This window comes from Pseudomonas sp. IT-P171 (genome assembly GCF_949767765.1).
Taxonomy (GTDB): Bacteria; Pseudomonadota; Gammaproteobacteria; order Pseudomonadales; family Pseudomonadaceae; genus Aquipseudomonas; species Aquipseudomonas fluorescens_B.
This window is the reverse complement of record NZ_CATKQN010000022.1, coordinates 378358-402930: the sequence shown is the minus strand read 5'-3', so window position 1 is coordinate 402930 and position 24573 is coordinate 378358. Positions and strand designations below refer to the sequence as shown.

The window sequence follows — 24573 nt, the reverse complement described above, 5'->3', positions numbered from 1 at the left end:
AGGTTTCTCACAAGGCTAGATCCTCAGGTGTGAATGTCATCTTGAATGAACGATACGGGGCGAAATCGCCCGGCTTCATTCCCTGCATTTCTGTCAAACGTCCAATATTCTTCACCGCCGCTACAGCCGAAGCGTCAAACGGACCATCACCACTGGACTTGGACACAGTGACCGAAGTCACCGTACCGTCCGGCAACATGCCGATTTGCAGAACGACCGTCATGCCTTTGCGTGCCGAAGGAGGACGAGCCCAGCCTTCCGCTGCACGAGCACGAATCAAATCATCGAAACTGCCGGCGACTTCGTCACCCTGCTCATCCGCCAAGGCCTGCTGGCGCTGCGGCGTGTCGGAAAGCAAATCTGCCAGGGCCTGAGCCTTTTTCTCTTCGGCGGATTTACGTGCCGCTTCCTGCGATTTCTTCTTCGCAGCATCGGCAGCAGCTTTCTTCTTCGCGTCTTCGGCGACTTTCTTTTTCGCCTCTTCAGCTTCAGATTTCTTCTTGGCGTCTTCCGCGGCTTTCTTCTTCGCGTCTTCGACAATCTTCTTCTTGGCTTCTTCCGCGGCCGCTTTCTTGGCCTCTTCTTCAGCCGCTTTCTTGGCTTCTTCTTCAGACTTCTTCTTGGCTATATCAGCCAATTGTTTCTCTTCGGCCTTTTTGGCTTCCGCGGTCTTCTTCGCTTCATCGGCTTTTTTGGCTTCGTCAGCCTTTTTAGCCTCTTCCGCTTTCTTGGTCTCGTCGGCTTTCTTGGATTCTTCGGCTTTTTGAGCCGCGTCTTCCTTCTTTTGTTCCGCGGCTTTGATCGCTTCCTGCTCGATCAACTTCTGCTCCATCTGTTCGACTTCGGTCTGGCGCGCGGCGGATTTCTTCGCCTCACCCGCAATCTTCTGATTGGTCTGGGTGGTCGCCTGACTTTTCGACTTCAGCTGGTACAGGGTTGCCTGGACAATCGGCTTGGCCGGCGGGAGCTCCGGTGTGAAGGCGAAACTGACGAACAGCATGCCGAAAACCAGCACGTGCAAGACAATCGCCCAGACACTAGGCCAGAAGTAGCTTTCCGAGGCTGTTGGCTCTCGCTGTTGCTGCATCAGGGCGCCTCGGTAATCAGGCCAACGTTACCGACTCCGGCTTTCTGCAACCCGCCCATCGCCCCCATGACGGAACCGTAATCAACGGTCTTGTCGCCGCGGATGAACACTTGGGTACGCTTGCCGCCTTCAGTACCGGCGCGAATGATCTTGGTCACAGCGTCAGTCATTTGCGGCAAGGTCATTGCCTTGTCCTGCTGCTTTTGCGTGTCGACTTCGCTGCCAAGGTTCCAGTAGTAGGTCTTGTCAGCCTTGATCGAAATGGTCAGGACCTGGGTGTTGTTGTCCTGCGGCAAGGCTTCGCTGGAAACCTTGGGCAGATCAACTTTCACGCCCTGATTGAGCATCGGCGCGGTCACCATGAAGATGACCAGCAGTACCAGCATCACGTCGATGTAAGGCACCACGTTCATCTCGGCGACCGGCTTGCGCTTTTTGCGAGCTCGAGCGATTAAAGCCATTGGAAATTACCTGCTTATTCTTCGCTGGTGTGCACTTTGCGGTGCAGGATCGCCTGGAATTCATCGGCGAAGGTGTAGTAACGGCTGATCAGCGTTTCGCTGCGAGCGGCAAAACGGTTGTAAGCGATAACGGCCGGGATGGCTGCGAACAGACCGATCGCGGTGGCAATCAGCGCCTCGGCAATACCTGGAGCCACGGTGGCCAGGGTCGCTTGCTGGGCAGTCGCCAGACCACGGAAGGAGTTCATGATGCCCCAGACCGTACCGAACAGACCGATGTACGGGCTGACGGAACCGACGGTGGCAAGGAACGGCAGGCTCTGCTCGAGCTTTTCTTCTTCGCGGGAAATGGCTACGCGCATGGCACGGGCCACGCCTTCCATGACCGCTTCCGGGTCAACGCCTGGCTGCTGGCGCAGACGGGAGAATTCCTTGAAGCCGGCACGGAAGATCTGCTCTACGCCCGAATCCGGATCAGGGTTGCTGCCGGCCTGACGGTAGAGCTTGGACAGGTCGATGCCCGACCAGAAGCGCTCTTCAAAGCTCTCCAGGGCACGTCGACCCGCGCGCAGCAAGTTGCTGCGCTGAAAGATCATGATCCATGAGGTCACCGATGCGGCTACCAGGATCAGCATTACCAGTTGCACCACGATACTGGCATTGCTGACCAGGCTCCACATGGAGGAATGGTCGACGACGTTAGCTTCCACGCTTTATCTCCTGCTTTGAGTGAGTACCCGCGCCGCTCACGTCGGCAAAGGCCGCACGTAGAGCTTCGGGAATGGCCCGGGGTTTTAAACTTTCAGTGCGCACACAGGCCACCAGAAACTGCCCTTCGCAGAGCAGCACATTATCCGTGGCTCGCCTGACCTGCTGCTTGAAGCGCAGGCTGACACGGTTCAATTCGATTACTTCAGCGCTTACCAGGAGTTCGTCGTCCAGTCGCGCCGGCGCGTGATAACGCGCTTCGCTGGAATGCACGACAAACAACAGGTCCTCTCCTGCCAGCTGGGATTGGGCAAAGCCCAGCTCCCGGAGCCGCTCGGTTCGAGCCCGTTCCATAAACTTGAGGTAATTAACGTAATACACGATGCCGCCCGCATCGGTGTCCTCGTAATAAACGCGACAACGAAGTGCGAAAGGCTCAAGCCCGTTTTGCGCGCGCATACTCTAGTGCTTACTCCTCAGGTTGCCAATCCGGCCAGGCAACTGTTTTTCATTGATTCACGGCTTTCTCGCGAAAGTACGGTCCTAGGACAGCACAATGCCCGAAAATTCTGCCCGCAAATGTTAATTAATCGTCCACGGCATCAAGGAACTCGTCTACCACGGGCATCTCGCCCAATCGTGACGGAATATTTAAACCGAAATGCAGATAGGCATGCCGGGTGACCACCCGCCCCCGCGGTGTGCGCATGATGTAGCCCTGCTGGATCAGGTACGGTTCCAGCACGTCTTCGATGGTGTGGCGTTCTTCGCTGATCGCAGCAGCCAGGCTGTCGACGCCGACCGGCCCACCGTCGAACTTCTCGATCATGGTCAGCAGCAGACGTCGGTCCTGGTGGTCGAAACCACGCTCATCGACATCCAGCAGATTCAAGGCCAGATCGGCAATCGGTTTGGTGATGTGACCCTGGGCGCGAACTTCAGCGAAATCGCGCACCCGACGCAACAAACGGTTGGCAATCCGCGGCGTTCCACGGGCACGACGGGCGATTTCGAAGGCGCCTTCCGGGTCCAGCGGCAAGCCGAGGATGTTCGCCGAACGACTGACAATCGTCGCCAGATCAGCCGTGCTGTAAAACTCGAGGCGCTGGACGATCCCGAAGCGGTCGCGCAGCGGGTTGGTCAGCATGCCGGCGCGAGTCGTCGCCCCTACCAGCGTAAACGGCGGCAAATCCAGTTTGATCGAACGCGCAGCCGGCCCTTCGCCAATCATGATGTCGAGCTGGAAATCCTCCATGGCCGGGTACAGCACTTCTTCGACAATCGGCGACAGCCGATGGATTTCGTCGATGAACAGCACGTCGTGAGGCTCAAGGTTGGTCAGCAGTGCGGCCAGGTCACCGGGACGCTCAAGGACCGGGCCCGAGGTGCTTTTGATCGACACACCCATTTCCTGGGCGATGATGTTGGCCAGGGTAGTTTTACCCAGGCCTGGCGGGCCGAAGATCAGCGTGTGGTCGAGGGATTCATTGCGTCCACGGGCAGCCTGGATGAACAGCTCCATTTGCTCGCGAACGGTCGGCTGACCAATGTATTCGGCCAGACTGACAGGACGAATCGCCCGATCCTGAACTTCCTCACGGTCGCGAGGGCCAGGCGTGGCGGCTATCAGACGATCAGCTTCAATCACTTAGATCATTCCCTTAAGGGCACGACGAATCATGTCTTCACTGCTCAAACCTTTCTCCTTGATCGCGGAAATCGCCTTGCTGGCTTCCTGCGGCTTGTAGCCCAGGGAGATCAGCGCGCTGACCGCGTCATTTTCGGCGGTAGCAACCGGATGCGGCGCATCTGGCCCGCCCGGCTGATTGGGCACCAACGCGAACATCGCCGGTACGGTTTCCCAGGCTTTGAAGCGATCCTTGAGTTCCACCAGCAGACGCTCGGCCGTCTTCTTGCCCACGCCCGGCACCTTGGTCAGCGCCGAGGTGTCCTGGGATTGCACGCAACGTACCAGTTCGTCGACTTCCAGGCTCGACATCAAGGCCAGCGCCAGTTTCGGCCCCACACCATTGAGACGGATCAACTCGCGAAAAAAGTCTCGCTCACGCTTGCTGGCGAAGCCATAGAGTAACTGCGCGTCTTCGCGTACGACCAAATGGGTGTGCAGCGTCAGCGGTTCACCGACCGACGGCAAGCGATACAGCGTAGTCATGGGCACTTCAAGCTCATACCCCAGACCGTTTACATCCAGAATCAGGTGCGGCGGCTGTTTCTCAGCCAGTGTGCCGCGCAAGCGTCCAATCACGTTTCAGATCCTTGAGCGTTGGCCAGACCGGTGCTGGCGACTGACAGAACAAGGGTTTTGCGCCGACAACACAGGCGCAAAACCCTCATTCCGTAAAAATGACTGCTGATGCTATCAGAGACGCAGGCGCCCGCCACGACTGCGTGCCGTGCCCAAGCCATGTGGCAGAAGGCTGGAACGGGTATGAGCATGGCATATGGCAATCGCCAGGGCGTCCGAAGCATCGATTTGCGGCTTGCTGATCAGTTTCAGCATGTGCATGACCATCATCTGCACCTGCTCTTTATTGGCCGCGCCGGTCCCGGTCACGGCTTGCTTGACCTGGGTCGCGGTGTATTCGGCGATTTCGAGGTTTTCTTCGGCGCCGGCAACGATTGCCGCACCGCGCGCCTGGCCGAGTTTCAACGCAGAGTCGGCGTTACGCGCCATGAACACCTTTTCGATGCCCATGGTCACCGGGCCGTAGGTCTGGATGACTTCTCGCACGCCGCGATAGACGATTTGCAAACGCTCATGCAGCTCGCCCGAGCCGGTGCGAATGCAACCCGACGCGACGTACACGCAGCCACGCCCGGTATCGCGTACCACGCCGTAACCGGTGATGCGCGAACCGGGGTCGATACCAAGAATTAAAGTCATAACGCCTGCGGGTTAGGTAAAAGCACGATATCCAATACACGAATAACAAGTGTGGGAGCGAGCCTGCTCGCGAAAGCGGTTTTATATTCAGCAACGATACTGCCTGAATATCCGCATTCGCGAGCAGGCTCGCTCCCACATTGGATCTTAGTCGCCCTTAACCGAGCTGCGCAGCCACCGATTCGGGGATGTCGGCATTGGAATAGACGTTCTGCACATCATCCAGGTCTTCAAGCATGTCGATCAGCTTGAGGACTTTCTCGGCGCCTTCCAGGTCCAGTTCGGCGCTGGTGGTCGGCAACATGACGATTTCCGCATCATCACCTTTGAAACCCGCCGCTTCCAGCGCGTTGCGCACGGAGTAGAACCCGGCGAACGAGGTGAACACGTCGATGGAACCGTCTTCGTTAGTCACCACGTCATCGGCGTCCGCGTCCATGGCCGCTTCGATCAAGGCATCCTCATCAACGCCCGGCGCGAAGGAAATCTGCCCCTTGCGCTCGAACAGATAGGCCACGGAACCGTCGGTACCCAGGTTGCCCCCGCACTTGCTGAACGCATGGCGAACAGCTGCTGCGGTGCGGTTACGGTTGTCGGTCATGCACTCGACCATCACCGCCACGCCACCCGGGCCGTAGCCTTCGTAGCTCAGTTCGACCATGTCGTCGGTATCGGCGGCACCGGCACCGCGGGCCACCGCCCGATCGATGATGTCGCGGCTCATGTTCGCACCCAGCGCCTTGTCCAGGGCCAGGCGCAGACGCGGATTGGAGCCCGGATCACCGCCGCCCTGACGGGCCGCAACGGTCAGCTCACGAATCCACTTGGTGAAAATCTTGCCCTTCTTGGCATCCTGACGTTCTTTGCGGTGCTTGATGTTCGCCCACTTGGAATGACCCGCCATAACTCGCTCCGAATTCTCTTTGAAACGTTGCCCGCTGTGCACGATGCGCCAGCCAGCAATACAAAAATCCTGACCTAAAGAAAAGGCGCATCCGGGAAGGATGCGCCTTTGCGGTCAGCCTTACTCAGCTTTTGGCGTTTCGCGCAGACGAATATGAAGCTCGCGCAGCGCCTTGGCATCCACCACGCCCGGTGCTTGCGTCATCACGTCCGCAGCACTCTGGGTTTTCGGGAAGGCAATCACTTCACGGATCGACTGGGCGCCGGTCATCAGCATCACCAGACGGTCCAGGCCGAACGCCAGGCCACCGTGTGGCGGCGCGCCGTATTTCAGGGCGTCGAGCAGGAAGCCGAATTTCTCTTCCTGTTCCGCTTCATTGATACCCAGCAGACGGAACACCGACTGTTGCATTTCCTTGCGATGGATACGGATCGAACCGCCACCCAGCTCAGTACCGTTGAGCACCATGTCGTAGGCACGGGACAAAGCGGTCGCCGGGCTGGCTTCCAGTTCTTCCGGGGTGCACTTCGGTGCGGTGAACGGGTGGTGCAAGGCGCTGAAGCTGCCGTCGTCGTTCTCTTCGAACATCGGGAAGTCAACGACCCACATTGGCGCCCACTTGCAGGTCAGCAGCTCCAGGTCGTGGCCGAGCTTGATCCGCAGCGCGCCCAGGGCCTCGCTGACGATCTTGGCTTTGTCGGCACCGAAGAACACGATGTCGCCATCAACCGCGCCAACGCGATCAAGGATCACATTGAGGTTGGCTTCAGGGATGTTCTTGACGATCGGCGATTGCAGACCCTCGACACCCTTGGCGCGCTCGTTGACCTTGATGTACGCCAGGCCCTTGGCACCGTAGATGCCGACGAACTTGGTGTAGTCGTCGATCTGCTTGCGCGGCATGCTCGCCGCGCCTGGAACGCGCAAGGCGGCAACACGGCATTTCGGATCGTTGGCAGGACCGCTGAAGACTTTGAAGTCGACTTCTTTCAGCTGGTCGGCAACGTCCACCAGCTCCAGCGGGTTACGCAGGTCCGGCTTGTCGGAACCGTAACGACGCATGGCTTCTTCGAAGGTCATGTGCGGGAATTCGCCGAATTCCAGATCCAGCACTTCCTTGAACAGGGTGCGGATCATGCCTTCGGTGAGGCCCATGATGTCTTTTTCATCGAGGAAGCTGGTTTCGATGTCGATCTGGGTGAACTCAGGCTGACGGTCGGCACGCAGGTCTTCGTCGCGGAAGCATTTGGCGATCTGGTAGTAACGGTCGAAGCCGGCGACCATCAGCAATTGCTTGAACAGCTGAGGCGATTGCGGCAGGGCGAAGAACGAACCGGCGTGAGTACGGCTTGGCACCAGGTAGTCACGTGCGCCCTCAGGTGTGGCACGGGTCAGGATCGGCGTCTCGACGTCGAGGAAGCCGTTCTCGTCCAGGTAACGACGGATGCTGGTGGTCATGCGCGAACGCAGACGCAGTTTCTCGGCCATTTCCGGACGACGCAGATCAAGGAAACGATAACGCAGGCGGGTTTCTTCACCGACGTCGGAGAACTCGTTCAGTGGGAACGGCGGGGTTTCCGATTCGTTCAGCACTTCAAGTTCGTAACCCAGGACTTCGATCATGCCCGAGGCCATGTTGGCGTTCGTGGCACCGGCCGGACGCAGGCGCACCTTGCCGGTGATCTTCACGACGTACTCGCTGCGCACGCGATCGGCGGCGGCGAAGCTCTCGGCGCGGTCCGGGTCGAACACCACCTGGGCCAGACCGTCACGATCACGGATATCGAGGAAAATCACCCCACCGTGGTCACGGCGACGGTGAACCCATCCGCAAAGGGTAATTTCCTGGCCTTCCAGGCTTTCGTTCAGTTGGCCGCAATAATGGCTGCGCATCATGGTAGTGGTTTCACTTCTCGTAATTCGAAATTCGGTTGGAGGCCTTGCATTCAGGATGATGCAAGAGCTCGCACGTGTCGTTCAACTCAGGTTCCAGACCCTAGTCGGCTTTGTCGCCGCCGGCCAGATTCTTCTTGGAACCGGTCTTGAAATCGGTTTCGTACCAGCCGGTGCCACTGAGGCGGAAGCCCGGCATGGACAGCATCTTCTTAAGCTCTGGCGCCTGGCAGGCAGGGCAGTCGACCAGCGGTGCTGCGCTGATCTTTTGAATGGCTTCCAACTGATGACCACAGGAAGCACATTGATAGTCGTACATCGGCATGGGGGTTGTCTCGGCGATCAGATTGCTACCGCGCACGCTGGGTTTTGCGGCAAAGAGCGGGATTATATCCATTAAATGCAGCCTGTGCAGCCGTAAGACTGCACAGACCGACACTCGACGCATTGCGCTGCCACGGGTTACGCCATGACGACGCAATTCCCTTCCTTGAGGCTGTGCACCACGCAGACAACCCGCACCAGCCCGCTGAAGTTCTTTACCCCACCGTGGCGCAAATGCACTTCGCGATCCACGTGGGACAGCAGGGCACTGACCGAGCAGCAATTGATCCTGGCCATTTCCCCCAAAATATCCCAATACACCTGCTCCAGTCGCAAGCAGGTGGCAAAGCCATTCAAACGTATCGACCGGGATAATGGCCGAGCCAGGCCCATGTCGAATTCACTGATAAACGGATCGATCCTTACTTCCTTGAACGGCCCCACCCTTGCGTCGTTTAACCTGCTTTCATAAACCATCCGTTGACACTCCTTTGCCATCCCTGGTTTCGATAAGAGCCATGTTGCGGGTCTTATAAAAGCGCAGGCGCAAAGTTATATCCAGATGACTTTATGACCATCGACGTAGGATAAGCCAACAACTGAAGGCAGATCATGGAGACCGTCCTAGTCGGGACAAAGTCCTACACAATCGGGGGCAAGATCGCTCAACTAACTGCCCCCCAAGACAGGGCGCGAACAACACAGGAACAGCGTGATCCGCGCTCTGGCAGCGTTACTGGTCCAGCAATGAACGCAACATCCACGCGGTTTTCTCGTGAACCTGCATGCGCTGGGTCAGCAAGTCCGCCGTTGGCTCGTCACTGACTTTGTCGAGCAGGGGAAAGATCCCGCGCGCAGTCCGCGTGACAGCTTCCTGCCCTTCGACAAGTTGCTTGATCATGTCTTCCGCAGTGGGCACACCCTCCTCTTCCTTGATGGAAGACAGGCGCGCATAAATCGAATAGGCACCCGGAGCAGGAAAGCCAAGCGCACGAATTCGTTCGGCAATCGAATCGACCGCCAGTGCCAACTCGTTATATTGCTCCTCGAACATCAGATGCAGAGTCCGAAACATGGGACCGGTGACGTTCCAGTGAAAGTTATGGGTTTTCAAATAAAGTACATAAGTGTCCGACAGCAGACGCGAGAGTCCTTCTACGATGGACTTGCGGTCCTCTTCACTGATACCGATATCGATTGCCATGTTTTTCCCCTAAAGGTGATGAATTTCATCCGACAGGTGCAGGGCCACTCTAGCAAGCCTGCCGCGCAACCGCAGCCCGGATTGCCCTCCAGGCCTGCGACAAATCGCCCCCGATGCACCGCTGGACTCCCTGATTTGAGTAGCTGCAAGCTTTGCTGTTAAATAGGCAGTGTGTCGCAGGTGCCTATTTTTTCGGGCGCTGCGCATAGGCTGATACCGGGTGCGTGCCCAACGCCTCTTATAGTTCTGAAGCGAACCGCGCCCCATCAGCTCTTCCTTGCGATCCGTCTTAACGTGAGTTAATCAAAATGTTGAAAATCGTCCACCTGCTAATGGGCGCAGCAGCCCTGCTCCTGTCCTTCATCCCTAGCCTGCGTTCCGAGGCTGTTCCTTACCTGCAACAACCCGATGCGCTGTACCTGGCCTTTTTCGGCCTGCTCAACCTCACCCTCGCACCTGTCATCCCATACTGGAACAAAGGTCCGCGTCATCAACTGCAAAACCTGGTCAGCGCCCTGCTGGTTCTGACTGTTGTTCTGCAAACCCTGACGCTGCTCGCGCCGATGCCTGTCATCGCCGGTCAACCTGCCGTTCTGTTCAGCCTGGTGGCTGCCCTGATCGCCGTTCTTCTGCACCTGGCCATCAGCTTCTACAAATCCTCACCGGCCACCGCCTCGCCAAGCTATGACATGAGCAACCGCGATACCGGCACCGTCAAGTGGTTCAACACATCCAAGGGCTTCGGCTTCATTTCCCGTGATTCCGGCGATGATATTTTCGTGCATTTCCGGGCCATCCGTGGCGAAGGCCATCGCGTTCTGGTCGAAGGCCAGCGCGTGGAATTCTCCGTCATGAATCGTGACAAGGGCCTGCAAGCCGAAGACGTGATCGCCGCGCTGCCGCGACGCTGACTCAAGGCTAAAAAAAACCGCGAGCAGCCTGGCTGTTCGCGGTTTTTTATTGCCTCTTGTTCAAACGAAAGAGCCTTGAAACAAAAGCTAGTAATGCGGCGGTGGCGCTTCTTCTTCAAAAGTCTCGAACTGGCCAGCCATTTCCTCCTGCCGCTTAAGCAGGGCGGCCATTTGCAGTTGCAAGCGTTCCACGGCGCGCTGCTGCGTCGCCAGCACATCGCTCAATGCCTGGATGGTGTCATCCTGAAACGCCAGCTGGCTCTCCAGATCGGTAACGCGTTCTTCCAGGCTCATGATTCAACCCTCCAGAAACGTGAAGTCTTCAGTCAACACAAGACGCAGCCGCTCGCGAATGACCGCGATCTGCTCCGCCGTGTACGGTTTGGCCGGGTGTTTGCCCCACACCGGCGCGGGCCAGGCAGCATCCTCGCGCTTGCGCACAATCACATGCATGTGCAACTGACTGACAACGTTACCCAGGGCCGCAACATTCAACTTGTCCGCGTCGAACGAGTCCTTGAGCATTTCCGCCAGCGCGGTCGTTTCCTGCCACAGCTGCCGCTGATCGGCGACATCCAACTGAAATATCTCGCTGATATCGTCGCGACGCGGCACCAGGATGAACCACGGGTAGTTCGAATCATTGGACAACAGCAACCGGCTGAGCGGGAAATCCCCGATCTGTAACGTGTCTTGTTGAAGTCGTGGATCTAAAGCGAACACTGCGCGCACTCCCGGTAGCTCATCATTTTCAGCTTAGCGCCCATCCCGTGAGATGGCGCACCAAGCGACAGGACGGCAGCATACCTGCGAACGTCGCTGGCTTCACGACGTACGACTGTCGAAGCACAGGCATCGACGCGGAGAGCGCTCCGACATGAGACATTTTTTGCGCGAGCGCACCATTACAGAACCGTCAGCCACGCAAAAAACACTCAAGTGACCAACAAACCAAGGCGTGTTCACGTTTCACAACAGGCAACACTGTATGAATTCAGGACGGCGATTAAAATTTTTTGCACCAAAACCGCACAGTGCGTCTACGCTCTGTGCGTCGGGCATCCGCCAAGTACTCACCGCGGGGTGAACCGGTAACGTTTTTGGTTGTCGCGCAGTCGGCCAGGGAGGTGCAACACGATGCAAACCATGGCGTCAAGCCCCATCAAAAAGTGCTTGTAACCCCCGGTTTTATGAGGTTTTTACGGTAACAGGCAGACGTTCAGAAAAAAAAACAGCGAATTGCTGATTTGTGCACGCTTGTTGCATTCACACTCACATCGCCTTCAAGGCGTCCGCTGGAAGTGGACGCCTTGAAGGCAATAAAAACAGTGGCAGGGTTGCCCGATGGAGATTCACACGTTTCACCAAGGACTCTTTTTACCGATGCTCAAGCCCCGGAAAACAGCGCTGAAGTTGTCATTCCTATTGCATTGGGGCTGTAAATTTGCGACATCTACCAAGCCGTTTGCGACAGGGTCGTAAAGAAGCTGAAAGGTTAGATGCGCAAGTATCGCCAACATGGTCGGCGTGATATAAGTTTGCGCCGACACAAAAAGAAAGAGCCGCCCAGATAATAAAACAGGTGGGACGGCAGTACTCTTCTAAAACCAAAGGAGCAAATCACGATGCGCGTGATGAAGTGGAGCATGATCGCACTGGCAGTTGCAGCAGCAGCCAGTACTCAAGTGGCTATGGCCGCACCTTTCGTAAGTGACCAGGCTGAAGCCAAAGGTTTTGTAGAAGACGCAAAATTCGACTTGCTGCTTCGCAACTATTACTTCAACCGTGATAACAAAGACGGCGGCAACGACCAGAAAGACTGGACTCAGGGTATCTGGGGCAACTTCAGTTCCGGTTACACCGCTGGTACCGTAGGCGTCGGCGTTGATGCATTCGGTTACCTGGCAATCAAACTGGACGGTGGCGATGGCACCGGCGGCACCGGCAACATGAGCCGCGACGCTGATGGCGAAGTCAACGACAGCCAGGGTAAAGCCGGCGCAGCCGTTAAATTCCGCGTATCCAAAACCGAGCTGAAAGTCGGCGACATGCAGCCAAGCACTGCTCCAGTATTCGCTGTTGGCGGTTCCCGTATCCTTCCTCAAACTGCCAGCGGTTTCCAACTGCAGAGCAGCGAGATCAAAGACCTTGACCTGGAAGCCGGTCACTTCTATTCGGCGACCAGCCAGGACCGCAATTCCCGTGAGGGCGGCCTGTACGCAACCTACGCTGGCGTTGAAGCCAACACCATCGACTACTTCGGCGGCAAGTACAGCATTACCGATAATCTGACAACTTCGCTGTATGGCGCCAAGCTGGAAGATATCTGGAACCAGTACTACGCCAACGTGAACCTCACCACCCCGTTTGGTGGTGACACGTCGCTGAACACCGACTTCAACATCTACCGCACCACCGATACTGGTGATGCAAAAGCCGGCGACATCAGCAACACAGCGTTCTCGCTGGCAACTGCTCTCTCGTTCCTGAAAGCACACACCATCACCCTGGCCTTCCAGAAGGTTAACGGCGATACCCCGTTCGACTACATCGGTGTGGGCAAGAACAACCGCGGCGGCGACTCGATCTTCCTCGCCAACTCCATCCAGTACTCTGACTTCAACGCCCCTGGCGAGAAGTCTGCCCAGATCCGTTACGATCTGAAAATGGCTGAGTACGGCGTTCCTGGTCTGAGCTTCATGACCCGTTACGTTAAAGGTTGGGATATCGATGGCACCGGTCTGTCTGCCAACAGCCAATACCGTAATAGCGACGGCGACCCGCTCTACGGTTCCGACGGCAAACACAACGAAACCGACTTCGAAGCCAAGTACGTTGTTCAGTCTGGCCCGGCAAAAGATCTTTCCTTCCGTATTCGTCAAGCATGGCACTTCGCTAACGCTGACGAAGGTGAAGGCGATATCAAAGAGTTCCGCCTGATCGTCGACTACCCACTGTCGATCTTGTAATCGCATCCAGTTAGTTTGCGATAACAAAATAAAAGGCCCATCTTCGGATGGGCCTTTTTTGTTGCCTGGTTTTTTGCTTACTGCACCGCAGATTCCTGAACCACTCGAATCACCCGCTGTGGAAACGGGATATCGATGCCGGCCGCTTTCAACCGGTCCCGGGATTGTTCGTTGAACATGAACATCACATCCCAGTAATCCGCCGTCTTCACCCATACGCGCAAGGAAACAGTGATCGAACTGTCGCCCAGGGTAGAAATGACAGCCTGCGGTGCCGGTTCAGCCAGGATGCGTTCATCCTTGGCCAGGTCCAGTAACACTTGACGAGCCTTTTGCAGGTCCGCCTCGTAATCAACACCCACATCGAATACAACCTTGCGGGTTGGCTGGCGGTTAGTGTTGGTGATGATGCCATTCGACAGGTTGCCGTTAGGCACGATGATGGTTTTGTTATCGCCTGTACGCAGCACCGTGTGGAAGATCTGAATGCTGTCGACCGTACCGGCAACACCCTGAGCTTCGATCCAGTCACCAATACGGAACGGACGGAACAACAGAATCAGTACGCCACCCGCGAAATTCGCCAGGCTGCCCTGCAACGCCAGACCAATGGCCAGGCCCGCCGCACCGATCGCCGCGACGAAGGAGGTGGTCTCCACGCCGATCATCGAGGCTACGCTGACGATCAGCAAAACCTTGAGAATAATGTTCGCCAGACTGCTGATGAACCCTTGCAGCGCCAGGTCGGCGTTTCGCAGCGCGAGCAAACCGCCCAGTTTCTGCGTCACTTTGTTGATCAGCCACCAGCCGATGGCCAGGGTGATGATCGCCAGCAGTACGCGGCTGCCGTATTCCATGATCATCGGAATCCAGGCTTGGGACGCCTTGACCAGGTTGTCCACTTCAGCATTCAAATCCATCTACGTTCTCCTGATTTCCGGCTACCCGGCACGCGAAAAATGAGCGGCAGAAAGACCGGCCCCTTGCGGACCCGATCGTTTCTGCCGTTACTTGGGCCTCGGACGCCGAAAACGCCGAGAGGTTCCCGCTTGAACAATCAGTCGCGGAAGTTGTTGAACTGCAGCGGCATGTCGAATGTCTTGGCTCGCAGAGCCGCGATGGCTTCCTGCAAATCGTCACGCTTCTTGCCGGTGATGCGCACCTGCTCGCCCTGAATGGCCGCTTGAACCTTGAGCTTGGCGTCCTTGACGTGAGCGACGATTTTCTTCGCCAGCTCTTTGTCGATGCCTTCCTTGAGGACGGCTTCCTGCTTCATCAGCTTGCCCGACGCGTAGGCATCCTTGACTTCAAGGCACTGCACGTCGATTTTGCGCTTGACCAGCGCCAGCTTGAGGATCTCAATCATCGCTTCGAGCTGGAAATCGGCTTCAGCGGTCAGGTTGACGGTCAGGTCCTTTTCCTTGAACTCGAAGGTGCCCTTGCCTTTCAGGTCATAACGACGATCGAGTTCCTTGACGGCGTTTTCGACCGCGTTGGTGACTTCGTGTTTGTCCAGTTCGGATACCACGTCGAACGACGGCATGTAATCTCTCCAATAAAGGGCGCGCTCGATCAAGATGGAGCACGCCTGGCTTGCGGTTAAAATCCGCGCTGATTATAACGGGTCTTTCCCATCATTCACTGCGAGCCTCCGATGCACGCCTTAAACAGAGCAAAAAGCTGATGTCCACCACCTGGCATGTCCTGGGCGCCGGCAGCCTCGGCACCTTATGGGCCACGCGCCTGGCGCGGGCCGGGGTGCCGGTCAGGCTGATTGTGCGGGATGCGGCGCGTTTACAGGCTTATCAGGCAGCGGGCGGCCTGACGCTGGTGGAGCATGGCGAAGCAACCACCTGGGACATACCCGGCGAAACCGCCGACAGCGACGAGCCGATAAACCGCCTGCTGGTGGCCTGCAAAGCCTACGACGCCGAGCAGGCCGTGGCCCGACTGGCGCCGCGCCTGGCGCCCGACGCCGAATTGATTTTGCTCCAGAACGGCCTCGGCAGTCAGGACGCCGTTGCCGCACAGGTTCCGCAGGCACGCTGTATTTATGCTTCGAGCACCGAAGGCGCGTTTCGCGACGGTGACTGGCGTGTGGTGTTCGCGGGTCACGGCTACACCTGGCTGGGGGATGCCGGCCATCCGGTGGCGCCGATCTGGCTGGATGATGTCAGCGCAGCAGGCATTCCCCACGAATGGAGCACCGACATTCTCACCCGGCTGTGGCGCAAACTCGCGCTTAACTGTGCGATCAATCCGCTGACCGTGCTGCACGATTGCCGTAACGGCGGCTTGCAAGACCACCACTGCGAAGTCGCCACCCTCTGCGGTGAATTGACCGAAGTGCTTGAACGCTGTGGCCAGCCGGCAGCGGCCGAGGACCTCCAGCAGGAAGTCGAGCGGGTGATTCACGCCACCGCGGCCAATTTCTCCTCGATGTACCAGGACGTCGCGAATCGGCGCCGAACCGAAATCAGCTACCTGCTGGGCTATGTCTGCAAAGTTGCCTCGCGGCATCAGTTGAACCTTCCGCACCTCAACCAGTTGCAACAGCGGCTGATCACCCATCTGTACAGCCTTGGATTGCCCAGCGACTGAGCAGCGGCTACGCTGGCCACTTGTTCCTTTTCTGCGATAAAACTGATGCCATTGCGCCAGCGCCTCGAAAACCTTCCGGTCGGCCAGAAACTACTGGCCGCCCTGCTGGTGCTGTTGACCACCGTTTTGCTGGTCGCCAACCTGACCTTCATCAGCGCCGCGTACTACATTTCCCAGGAAAGCATGGCGCCCCAGGCCTTGCAGACCATCGGCCGGCTGGTGTCCAACCCGAGCCTGGTGGCTGATGCGCTGCAATCGCCACAAAATGCCGAACGACTGCTGAATGAGCTCAACAGTTATTCACCGCTGCGCGCGGCAGCCCTGTATGACGGCAAAGGCGAAAGACTGGCGCAGTTGCAGCGCGGCGATCATTTGGGCCTGCCGGAGCGTTACCGCCACATCGAAGCCTGGCAGGCCACCGAATTTCGCAGCAATCAAGTGATCACCCTGCCCCGCCCCGGCACCGCGCCCGGCCACCTGCTGTTGGTCGCCAGCAGCGAACTGCCGATGGCCTTCTACACCGGGACCCTGACCGCCAGCCTCGGGATCCTGATCTTCAGTGTGCTGTTGTGGCTGGTGATCGCCCGGCAGATCAAACGCCTGATTACCCGGCCGATCCATCAACTCGAAGAACTGTCCCGGCAAGTAACCCGGGAAGAGAACTACGCCCTGCGCGCCTCCCGAGGCAATCACGACGAAATCGGCAGCCTGGCCGAGGCCTTCAACACCATGCTCTCGCGAATCGAAGCGCGGGAGCAGCAACTCAAACGCGCGCGTGACGATTCCCAGGCGGCCTACGACCAGGCTCAGGGGCTGGCCGAGGAAACCCGTCACACCAACCGCAAACTGGAACTCGAAGTCCAGGTGCGCAGCAAGATCGAGAAGAAACTTACCGGGTTCCAGAACTACCTCAACAGCATCATCGACTCCATGCCATCGGCGCTGATCGCCCTCGACGAGCAGCTCTACGTAACGCAATGGAATCAGGAGGCCAGCGCCCTCTCCGGCACGCGACTGGACGAGGCGCTGAACCAGCCGATCTTCCTCGCCTTCGAACCGCTCAAGCCGTTTCTGCCACAGCTCAAACAGACCGTCGAGCAACACACCGTGGCAAAGATCGAGCGCGTGACCTGGTTCAAGGATGACGAACCCAAGCATTACGCCCTGACCTTTTACCCGCTGATGGGCGGCGCGGGGCGCGGTGTGGTGATCCGGATCGACGACATCACCCAGCGCCTGTCCCTGGAAGAAATGATGGTTCAGTCGGAAAAAATGCTCTCGGTCGGCGGCCTCGCCGCCGGCATGGCCCACGAGATCAACAACCCGCTGGGTGCGATCCTGCATAACGTGCAGAACATTCGCCGACGCCTGTCCCCCGATCTACCGAAAAACCTCGAGCAAGCCGAGCAAATCGGCATCGAGCTGGACACCGTTAACGAGTACCTGAAAGCACGGGAAGTGCCGCAGTTACTCGACGGTATTCAGCAGGCCGGCGCCCGGGCGGCGAAGATCGTGACCCACATGCTCAGTTTCAGCCGTCGCAGCACCCGGCAAATGGCCCCGTGCGATCTGCCGGCACTGATCGATCAGGCCGTGGAAATTGCTGGCAACGATTTCGACCTGGCGATCGGCTTCGACTTCAAGGGCCAGGCGATCATTCGCCAGTTCGATCCGGCGCTGGGCCCGGTGCCCGGCACCGCCAACGAACTCGAACAAGTGCTGCTCAACCTGCTGAAAAACGCCGCGCAAGCCATTCACCAACGTGAAGATGACCGTGAGCCCGGGCGGATCATCCTGCGTACCAAGCTGAATCCGCCGTGGGCGGAAATCCAGGTCGAAGACAACGGCATCGGCATGAGCGAGAGCGTGCGCAAACGCACCTTCGAGCCGTTTTTCACCACCAAGGAAATCGGTCAGGGCACCGGGCTTGGGCTGTCGGTCTCGTATTTCATCATCACCAACAACCACAAGGGGCAGATGGAAGTGCAATCGACACCGGGCCAGGGCACGTGTTTCACCTTGCGCCTGCCGTTGGCGAGCACCCCGCTCGTCTCTCAAGAATTCAATCAGCTATCGAGGTAACCATGGGCTTTCGCTTGTCGAAGATTTACACCCGCACTGGCGACAAAGGCGAAACCGGACTGGGCGACGGCCGCCGCGTGACCAAGGACCATCCCCGGATCGAGGCCATTGGTGAAGTCGATACGCTGAACAGTCAGGTAGGCGTGCTATTGGCCGGGCTGGAAGCGCAACGTGGCCAGTTTCCAGGATTGAACGAAGTGATCGAGGTGTTGGCGCCTTGTCAGCATCGGCTGTTCGATCTCGGTGGAGAGCTGGCGATGCCGGTGTATCAGGCACTGAACGCGGCAGAAATTGAACGCCTGGAAGCGGCGATCGATGTGTGGAATGAAGAGCTGGGACCGCTGGAGAATTTCATTCTGCCGGGCGGTTCGGCGCTGATTGCCCAGGCCCATGTGTGCCGGAGCCTGGCGCGGAGTGCCGAGCGCAGGTGTCAGCATTTGAATGCGATTGAACCGTTGGCCGGGGTTGGGTTGGCATACATCAATCGACTGTCGGACTTGTTGTTTGTGGCGGCGCGGTTGATTGCCAAGCGCCAGGGGATTGCAGAGATTCTTTGGCAGGCGGCGGCGAAACCTCAGGGTTGACCGGCGCCTGTCTGGGCCACATCGCCAGCAGGCTGGCCCCCACGGGAGACTGCGTTTATCTGTGGGAGCCAGCCTGCTGGCGATGAGGTCATCCGCTTCAACGCAAAATCACGCGTCAGGCCAGAACGCTCGAATCCCCGCGACACCTTGGGCGCCCGCCTCCCAAGCCTTTTGTTGCTCAGCTGGCCCAACACCACCCAGCAAGAACACCGGTTTGCTGAAGCCTTCGATCAGGATCGACGCCTGCTCCCAACCCAACGGCTGAGCCCCCGGGTGAGTCAGGGTCGGCTCTACAGGTGACAGCGTCACGAAGTCCACGCCCATCTGCTCGGCCAATGCCAACTCTTCAGGGTTATGGCAGGACGCCGCCAACCAGCGCGACGCCGGCAACGGACGACCTGCCGCCGCGTATTTGCGCAGTTGTGCCGAGGTGATGTGCCAACCGGCGGACGGAAAATCGCCCAGCCACTCGAACGGCCCCTTGATCATCAACTGTGCCTTGCCGGCACACAGCCCCGCCGCATCCACCGCCAGATCGCGGTATTTCGGGTCGTAGCCGTTGGGCGCCCGCAGCTGGATCAGCTTGATCCCGCCGGCAATGGCTTTCTGGATACCGCGCAGCAGCGCCGGGGTTTCCAGGTCTTCAGGCGTGATCAGGTACTGCGCAGGCAAGCGTGCGGCCGCAACGATCGGCTGGTTGGCCGCCGGGAATTCGTAATTCAACAGATCACGGGGCGCAACCCATTCCAAAGGCTGGCCTTCGGCACCGTGGGGTTCACCGGTGAAATTCGAGACTTCCCAGACATCGAGCAACACTTGCTTGTCCGGGTAGTCATGGCGGACCTTGATCAACGGACGCGCCGCGCTGACCACAATGCCCAACTCTTCGTGAAGCTCGCGGGCCAGGGCGGTTTCGACGGATTCGTCGACCTCGACCTTGCCACCGGGAAACTCCCACAAACCGCCTTGGTGCTGTGTGTCGGCACGGCGGGCGATGAGGATCTTGCCGCTGTTATCGCGGATGACGGCGGCCGCTACGTGTACTCGTTTCACTGCCCGATCTCCTCCAGACCTGCCTTTTGCCACGCCTTGAAGGCTGGCCATTGGTAGATCGTTTCGACGTAGGCCTCATCCGCCGCCGGCAATTTCACCTGATAGGTGCGCAGGCGTACGGCAATGGGGGCAAAGAAGGCATCGGCGAGTGTCGCGCGGCCAAACAGGAACGGACCGGTTTCGGTCGCGGCTGCGCGGCATTCGGCCCACAAGGCCTGCATGCGTTCGATGTCCGCCTGGACGTCGGCCGGGGCCGGCGACAACGGTGCGTCGCGACTCAGGTCGAACGGCATGTTGCCGCGCATGGCGAAGAACCCTGCGTGCATCTGCGCGCACGCCGAACGCGCCTGGGCGCGGGCGGCGACATCTTTGGGCCAGAGGCCAGCATCCGGGAATTGTTCGGCCAGGTACTCGGCAATCGCCAGGGAATCAGCAATGGTGCCGTGTGCGGTTTTCAGCAGCGGGACTTTACCGGTGGGCGAATGCTTGAGCAGACGTTCACGGGTGTCCGGCTGGTTCAGCTTGATGAGCTCTTCGGTGTACGGAGCGCCGGCCAGATCGAGGGCCAGGGCGCCGCGCAGGGACCAGGAGGAAAGCAGTTTGTCGCCGATGATCAGGTGGAGGCTCATGTTCGGGACCTTTTGATGAGGGGTACAGACCAGCCTCTTGAGTGTCTGGTCTGTCGTCATCGCGGGCAATCCCGCTCCCACAGGATTTGCGCTAACCCTGAGGGAGCAGGCTCGCCCGCGAAGGGGTCGACTCGGTATTAAGTACGGTACTCGGCGTTGATCTTCACGTATTCGTGGGACAGGTCGGTGGTCCAGATGGTTTCGCTGCAATCGCCGCGACCCAGCTCTATACGGATGGTGATCTCTTCCTGCTGCATCACCGCTGCGCCCTGGGCTTCGGTGTAGGTCGATGCGCGGGCGCCACGGCTGGCGATGCACACGTCGCCGAGGAACACGTCGATCTTGCTCACGTCCAGGTTCGGTACGCCGGCACGACCAACGGCAGCCAGAATGCGCCCCCAGTTCGGGTCGGATGCGAACAGCGCAGTCTTGATCAGCGGCGAGTGCGCCACGGTGTAACCGACGTCCAGGCATTCCTGGTGATTGCCGCCGCCGTTGACTTCAACGGTGACGAACTTGGTCGCGCCTTCGCCGTCGCGAACGATGGCCTGGGCCACGTCCATGCACACTTCGAACACGGCCTGTTTCAGCTTGGCGAACAACTCACCGCTCGCGGAGGTGATTTCCGGCAAGGCCGCCTGACCAGTGGCGATCAACATGCAGCAGTCGTTGGTCGAGGTGTCGCCGTCGATGGTGATGCGGTTGAACGACTTGTTGGCGCCGTCCAGCAACAGGTTTTGCAATACGTCGCGGGAGACTTTGGCGTCGGTGGCGATGTAGCCGAGCATGGTGGCCATGTTCGGACGGATCATCCCCGCGCCTTTGCTGATGCCGGTGACGGTGATGGTCACGCCGTCATGCTGGAACTGGCGGCTGGCACCCTTCGGCAGGGTGTCGGTGGTCATGATGCCGGTGGCGGCAGCTTCCCAGTTGTTCACCGACAGATCGTCGAGCGCGGCTTGCAACGCGCCTTCGATCTTCTCGACCGGCAGCGGCTCGCCGATCACGCCGGTGGAATACGGCAGCACCAGGCTGGCGTCGACGCCGGTCAATTCAGCCAGTTTGGCGCAGGTGCGTTCGGCGGCAGCCAGGCCAGGTTCGCCAGTGCCGGCGTTGGCATTGCCGGTGTTGGTCAGCAGGTAACGCACCGGACCTTGCACGCGCTGCTTGGCCAGGATCACCGGCGCTGCGCAAAAGGCGTTCAGGGTGAACACGCCTGCGACGGTGGAACCTTCGGCGCAGCGCATGACCACGACATCCTTGCGCCCGGGGCGCTTGATGCCGGCCGAGGCGATACCGAGTTCAAAACCGGCAACCGGGTGCAACGTTGGCAAAGGACCAAGACCAACAGCCATGAATGCGCTCCTTAATAAATGATGTCAGCACCGCTTTCAGGAAGAACGGTGGTGTAAATGGCAAAACGCCGCGACGGCTGATGCCGGTCGCGGCGCGGGTATTTCAGCGTATGAAACGGGTTTTACTGGATCTGCCCGTGGCAATGCTTGAATTTCTTGCCCGAACCGCAGTAGCACAGCTCGTTACGGCCCAGCTTCTGTTCGTTGCGAACCGGTGCGGTGGCGAGGGCTACATCGACCTCTTCACCGAGCAGGTCCGGCTGCTCGAGACCCGGTGCTTCGTCGTGCTGGAACTGCATGCGCGCCGCCAGTGCTTCGGCTTCCTGACGCAGGCGTTGCTCTTCTTCGATCGGGTCTTCGCGGCGAACCTGGACGTGCGACAGCACACGGATCGAATCGCGCTTGATCGAATCCAGCAGCTCGGAGAACAGCGTGAACGACTCGCGCTTGTACTCTTGCTTCGGGTTCTTCTGAGCGTAGCCACGCAAGTGGATGCCATGACGCAGGTGGTCCATGGTCGACAGGTGGTCTTTCCACAGATCGTCCAGCACGCGCAGAACGATTTGCTTCTCGAAGGTGCGCAGCGCATCGGCGCCGGCCTGGTCTTCTTTCTCGTTGTACGCCGCAATCAGCTCTTGCATCAGCTTCTCGCGCAGGGTTTCTTCGTACAGGTGATCGTCTTCGTCGAGCCATTGCTGGATCGGCAGCGAAACACCGAAGTCGCTCTGCAATGCCGCTTCCAGACCGGCCACGTCCCACTGCTCGGGCAGCGATTGCGGTGGAATGTGTGCACTGACAGTCGCGTTGAGTACGTCCTGACGGAAGTCGGCGATGGTTTCACCGATGTTGTCGGCGGCCAGCAACGTGTTACGCATGTGATAGATCACTTTACGCTGTTCGTTGTTGACGTCATCGAACTCGAGCAGTTGCTTGCGGATGTCGAAGTTGCGGCCTTCAACCTTGCGCTGGGCCTTCTCGATGGCGTTGGTCACCATGCGGTGCTCGATCGCTTCACCGGACTGCATGCCCAATGCTTTCATGAAGTTCTTCACCCGGTCAGAGGCGAAGATGCGCATCAGGCTGTCTTCCAGCGACAGGTAGAAACGGCTGGAACCGGCGTCACCCTGACGACCGGCACGACCACGCAGCTGGTTGTCGATACGGCGCGATTCGTGACGTTCGGACGCAATCACCTGCAAACCGCCCGACTCGAGCACTTGCTGGTGACGTTTCTGCCAGTCGGCCTTGATCTGGGCAATCTGCTCCGGCGTCGGGTCTTCGAGAGACGCGACTTCCACTTCCCAGTTACCGCCCAACAGGATGTCGGTACCACGACCGGCCATGTTGGTGGCGATGGTCAGTGCGCCTGGGCGACCGGCCTGGGCAATGATCTCGGCTTCTTTTTCGTGGAACTTGGCGTTCAGGACCTTGTGTTCGATACCTTCTTTCTGCAGCAGCGCAGACATGTGCTCGGACGTTTCGATGGTCGCAGTACCCACCAGCACCGGACGGCCCTGGGTCATGCATTCCTTGATGTCGTTGATGATCGCCGCGTATTTCTCGTCGGCGGTCAGGAACACCAGGTCGTTGTAGTCTTTACGCGCCAAAGGCTTGTTCGGCGGGATGACCATGACCTGCAGGCCGTAGATCTGGTGGAATTCGAACGCTTCGGTGTCCGCGGTACCGGTCATGCCGGACAGCTTGTCGTACAGACGGAAGTAGTTCTGGAACGTGGTCGACGCCAGTGTCTGGCTTTCGGCCTGGATGTTCAGGTTTTCCTTGGCTTCGATGGCCTGGTGCAGGCCTTCGGACAAACGACGACCCGGCATGGTACGACCGGTGTGTTCGTCGACCAGGACGACCTGACCGTCCTGCACGATGTATTCGACGTTGCGGTTGAACAGCTTGTGAGCGCGCAGGCCGGCATAAACGTGGGTCAGCAAGCCCAGGTTATGCGCCGAATACAGGCTCTCGCCTTCTGCCAGCAGGCCGACGCGGGTCAGCATGTCTTCGATGAACTGGTGACCGGCTTCGTTGAGTTCGACCTGACGGGTCTTTTCGTCAACGGTGTAGTGGCCGGCCTTGGTGACTTCGCCTTCGACCTCTTCGACATGCAATTCAAGCTGCGGGATCAGTTTGTTGATCTCGATGTACAACTTGGAGCTGTCCTCGGCCTGACCGGAAATGATCAGCGGGGTACGGGCTTCGTCGATGAGGATGGAGTCGACTTCGTCGATCACGGCAAAGTTGAGTTCGCGCTGGAATTTTTCTTCCATGCTGAACGCCATGTTGTCGCGCAGGTAGTCGAAACCGAATTCGTTGTTGGTGCCGTAGGTAATGTCGGCGGCGTAGGCCTGACGTTTCTCTTCCGGCGGCTGGAATGGCGTGACCACACCGACCGTCATGCCGAGGAATTCGTAGAGCGGACGCATCCAGTTGGCGTCACGGCGGGCCAGGTAGTCGTTCACGGTCACAACGTGCACGCCCTTGCCGGACAGCGCGTTGAGGTAAACGCCCAGTGTGGCCACCAGGGTCTTGCCTTCACCGGTACGCATTTCCGCGATCATGCCTTCATGCAAGGTCATGCCGCCGATCAGCTGGACATCGAAGTGGCGCATACCCATGACGCGCTTGCCGGCTTCACGGGCGACCGCAAAGGCTTCTGGCAGCAGCTTGTCGAGGGTTTCCCCTTTGGCGATGCGGGCCTTGAACTCATCTGTCTTGGCACGCAATTGATCGTCCGAAAGGGCCACCATTTGCTCTTCGAAGGCATTGACGAGTTGCACCGTCTTGAGCATGCGTTTGACTTCACGCTCGTTCTTGCTTCCAAAAAGTTTCTTTAACAAAGGCGCAAACATATCGGCAGGATCTTCCACACTAAAGGGATGGAGGGCGGCCCCGTG

The 24573-nt window shown here is 58.6% G+C and carries 25 protein-coding genes; 5 read left to right on the top strand and 20 right to left on the bottom strand.

Annotated elements, in window-relative coordinates:
* Positions 1–7 precede the first annotated feature (7 nt).
* From tolA to ACM6I5_RS16755, 12 genes are all read right to left on the bottom strand, one after another.
* Positions 8–1087 carry a cell envelope integrity protein TolA gene (gene tolA, locus ACM6I5_RS16810; RefSeq protein ID WP_017340465.1) on the bottom strand — a complete coding sequence of 360 codons (1080 nt, stop codon included), beginning with the start codon at positions 1085–1087 and terminating at the stop codon, positions 8–10.
* The gene (tolR, locus tag ACM6I5_RS16805) at positions 1087–1539 is read right to left on the bottom strand and encodes a protein TolR (protein WP_162491085.1); all 453 of its coding nucleotides are present in this window, start codon (positions 1537–1539) and stop codon (positions 1087–1089) included. The genes tolA and tolR overlap by 1 nt, the downstream gene beginning before the upstream one ends.
* A gap of 23 nt (positions 1540–1562) precedes the next feature.
* Positions 1563–2258, bottom strand: coding sequence for a protein TolQ (gene tolQ / locus ACM6I5_RS16800; protein ID WP_017340467.1), 696 nt, complete (start codon positions 2256–2258; stop codon positions 1563–1565).
* Positions 2248–2715, bottom strand: coding sequence for a tol-pal system-associated acyl-CoA thioesterase (gene ybgC, locus ACM6I5_RS16795; RefSeq protein WP_017340468.1), 468 nt, complete (start codon positions 2713–2715; stop codon positions 2248–2250). Before ybgC ends, tolQ begins: the two co-directional genes overlap by 11 nt.
* 127 nt (positions 2716–2842) lie before the next feature.
* Positions 2843–3904 (bottom strand): Holliday junction branch migration DNA helicase RuvB, encoded by a 1062-nt coding sequence (ruvB, locus tag ACM6I5_RS16790; protein WP_017340469.1) that lies wholly within the window; start codon positions 3902–3904, stop codon positions 2843–2845.
* Positions 3905–4522 (bottom strand): Holliday junction branch migration protein RuvA, encoded by a 618-nt coding sequence (gene ruvA, locus ACM6I5_RS16785; RefSeq protein WP_017340470.1) that lies wholly within the window; start codon positions 4520–4522, stop codon positions 3905–3907.
* A gap of 114 nt (positions 4523–4636) precedes the next feature.
* The gene (gene ruvC / locus ACM6I5_RS16780) at positions 4637–5161 is read right to left on the bottom strand and encodes a crossover junction endodeoxyribonuclease RuvC (RefSeq protein WP_017340471.1); all 525 of its coding nucleotides are present in this window, start codon (positions 5159–5161) and stop codon (positions 4637–4639) included.
* 157 nt (positions 5162–5318) lie between these two features.
* Positions 5319–6065, bottom strand: a complete 747-nt coding sequence (locus tag ACM6I5_RS16775) for a YebC/PmpR family DNA-binding transcriptional regulator (protein WP_017340472.1) — start codon at positions 6063–6065, stop codon at positions 5319–5321.
* Positions 6066–6185: 120 nt separating this feature from the next.
* Positions 6186–7961 carry an aspartate--tRNA ligase gene (gene aspS / locus ACM6I5_RS16770; RefSeq protein WP_017340473.1) on the bottom strand — a complete coding sequence of 592 codons (1776 nt, stop codon included), beginning with the start codon at positions 7959–7961 and terminating at the stop codon, positions 6186–6188.
* Positions 7962–8061: 100 nt separating this feature from the next.
* Complete coding sequence (locus ACM6I5_RS16765; protein WP_010457489.1) at positions 8062–8283, bottom strand: FmdB family zinc ribbon protein; 222 nt, start codon at positions 8281–8283, stop codon at positions 8062–8064.
* 137 nt (positions 8284–8420) lie between these two features.
* The gene (locus ACM6I5_RS16760; RefSeq protein WP_017340474.1) at positions 8421–8759 is read right to left on the bottom strand and encodes a ribbon-helix-helix domain-containing protein; all 339 of its coding nucleotides are present in this window, start codon (positions 8757–8759) and stop codon (positions 8421–8423) included.
* Positions 8760–9015: 256 nt separating this feature from the next.
* The gene (locus tag ACM6I5_RS16755; RefSeq protein WP_017340475.1) at positions 9016–9486 is read right to left on the bottom strand and encodes a Dps family protein; all 471 of its coding nucleotides are present in this window, start codon (positions 9484–9486) and stop codon (positions 9016–9018) included.
* A gap of 308 nt (positions 9487–9794) precedes the next feature.
* On the opposite strand from ACM6I5_RS16755, the gene ACM6I5_RS16750 reads away from it, so the two are divergent.
* Entirely contained in the window at positions 9795–10397 is a 603-nt protein-coding gene (locus ACM6I5_RS16750; RefSeq protein WP_017340476.1) for a cold-shock protein, read from the top strand.
* Between the two features lie 87 nt (positions 10398–10484).
* Here ACM6I5_RS16750 and ACM6I5_RS16745 read toward each other — a convergent pair whose 3' ends face one another.
* Together ACM6I5_RS16745 and ACM6I5_RS16740 are read right to left on the bottom strand one after the other, a co-directional pair.
* Positions 10485–10691 carry a SlyX family protein gene (locus tag ACM6I5_RS16745; RefSeq protein ID WP_008029236.1) on the bottom strand — a complete coding sequence of 69 codons (207 nt, stop codon included), beginning with the start codon at positions 10689–10691 and terminating at the stop codon, positions 10485–10487.
* Positions 10692–10694: 3 nt separating this feature from the next.
* A complete protein-coding gene (locus ACM6I5_RS16740) occupies positions 10695–11120 on the bottom strand; it encodes an HIT domain-containing protein (protein WP_017340477.1) in 426 nt (141 codons plus the stop codon).
* Between the two features lie 902 nt (positions 11121–12022).
* Here ACM6I5_RS16740 and ACM6I5_RS16735 point away from each other — a divergent pair.
* The gene (locus tag ACM6I5_RS16735; RefSeq protein WP_414884240.1) at positions 12023–13366 is read left to right on the top strand and encodes an OprD family porin; all 1344 of its coding nucleotides are present in this window, start codon (positions 12023–12025) and stop codon (positions 13364–13366) included.
* A 77-nt stretch (positions 13367–13443) separates the two neighbouring features.
* Here ACM6I5_RS16735 and ACM6I5_RS16730 read toward each other — a convergent pair whose 3' ends face one another.
* Positions 13444–14286, bottom strand: a complete 843-nt coding sequence (locus ACM6I5_RS16730; RefSeq protein ID WP_414877870.1) for a mechanosensitive ion channel family protein — start codon at positions 14284–14286, stop codon at positions 13444–13446.
* A gap of 137 nt (positions 14287–14423) precedes the next feature.
* The gene (locus tag ACM6I5_RS16725; RefSeq protein ID WP_007906601.1) at positions 14424–14909 is read right to left on the bottom strand and encodes a YajQ family cyclic di-GMP-binding protein; all 486 of its coding nucleotides are present in this window, start codon (positions 14907–14909) and stop codon (positions 14424–14426) included.
* A 140-nt stretch (positions 14910–15049) separates the two neighbouring features.
* On the opposite strand from ACM6I5_RS16725, the gene ACM6I5_RS16720 reads away from it, so the two are divergent.
* The 3 genes from ACM6I5_RS16720 to ACM6I5_RS16710 are packed head-to-tail and all read left to right on the top strand — an operon-like array spanning position 15050 to position 18633.
* Positions 15050–15967, top strand: coding sequence for a putative 2-dehydropantoate 2-reductase (locus ACM6I5_RS16720; protein WP_414884239.1), 918 nt, complete (start codon positions 15050–15052; stop codon positions 15965–15967).
* Positions 15968–16012: 45 nt separating this feature from the next.
* Positions 16013–18049, top strand: a complete 2037-nt coding sequence (locus ACM6I5_RS16715) for an ATP-binding protein (RefSeq protein WP_414877868.1) — start codon at positions 16013–16015, stop codon at positions 18047–18049.
* 2 nt (positions 18050–18051) lie between these two features.
* The gene (locus ACM6I5_RS16710) at positions 18052–18633 is read left to right on the top strand and encodes a cob(I)yrinic acid a,c-diamide adenosyltransferase (protein WP_414877867.1); all 582 of its coding nucleotides are present in this window, start codon (positions 18052–18054) and stop codon (positions 18631–18633) included.
* Between the two features lie 108 nt (positions 18634–18741).
* Here ACM6I5_RS16710 and ACM6I5_RS16705 read toward each other — a convergent pair whose 3' ends face one another.
* The 4 genes from ACM6I5_RS16705 to secA all read right to left on the bottom strand — a co-directional run bounded on the left by ACM6I5_RS16705 (position 18742) and on the right by secA (position 24528).
* Entirely contained in the window at positions 18742–19686 is a 945-nt protein-coding gene (locus tag ACM6I5_RS16705) for a Nudix family hydrolase (RefSeq protein WP_017340483.1), read from the bottom strand.
* The gene (locus ACM6I5_RS16700) at positions 19683–20315 is read right to left on the bottom strand and encodes a glutathione S-transferase family protein (protein WP_017340484.1); all 633 of its coding nucleotides are present in this window, start codon (positions 20313–20315) and stop codon (positions 19683–19685) included. Before ACM6I5_RS16700 ends, ACM6I5_RS16705 begins: the two co-directional genes overlap by 4 nt.
* A 137-nt stretch (positions 20316–20452) precedes the next feature.
* The gene (argJ, locus tag ACM6I5_RS16695; protein WP_017340485.1) at positions 20453–21670 is read right to left on the bottom strand and encodes a bifunctional glutamate N-acetyltransferase/amino-acid acetyltransferase ArgJ; all 1218 of its coding nucleotides are present in this window, start codon (positions 21668–21670) and stop codon (positions 20453–20455) included.
* A 122-nt stretch (positions 21671–21792) separates the two neighbouring features.
* Positions 21793–24528, bottom strand: coding sequence for a preprotein translocase subunit SecA (gene secA, locus ACM6I5_RS16690; protein ID WP_414884238.1), 2736 nt, complete (start codon positions 24526–24528; stop codon positions 21793–21795).
* Positions 24529–24573 lie beyond the last annotated feature (45 nt).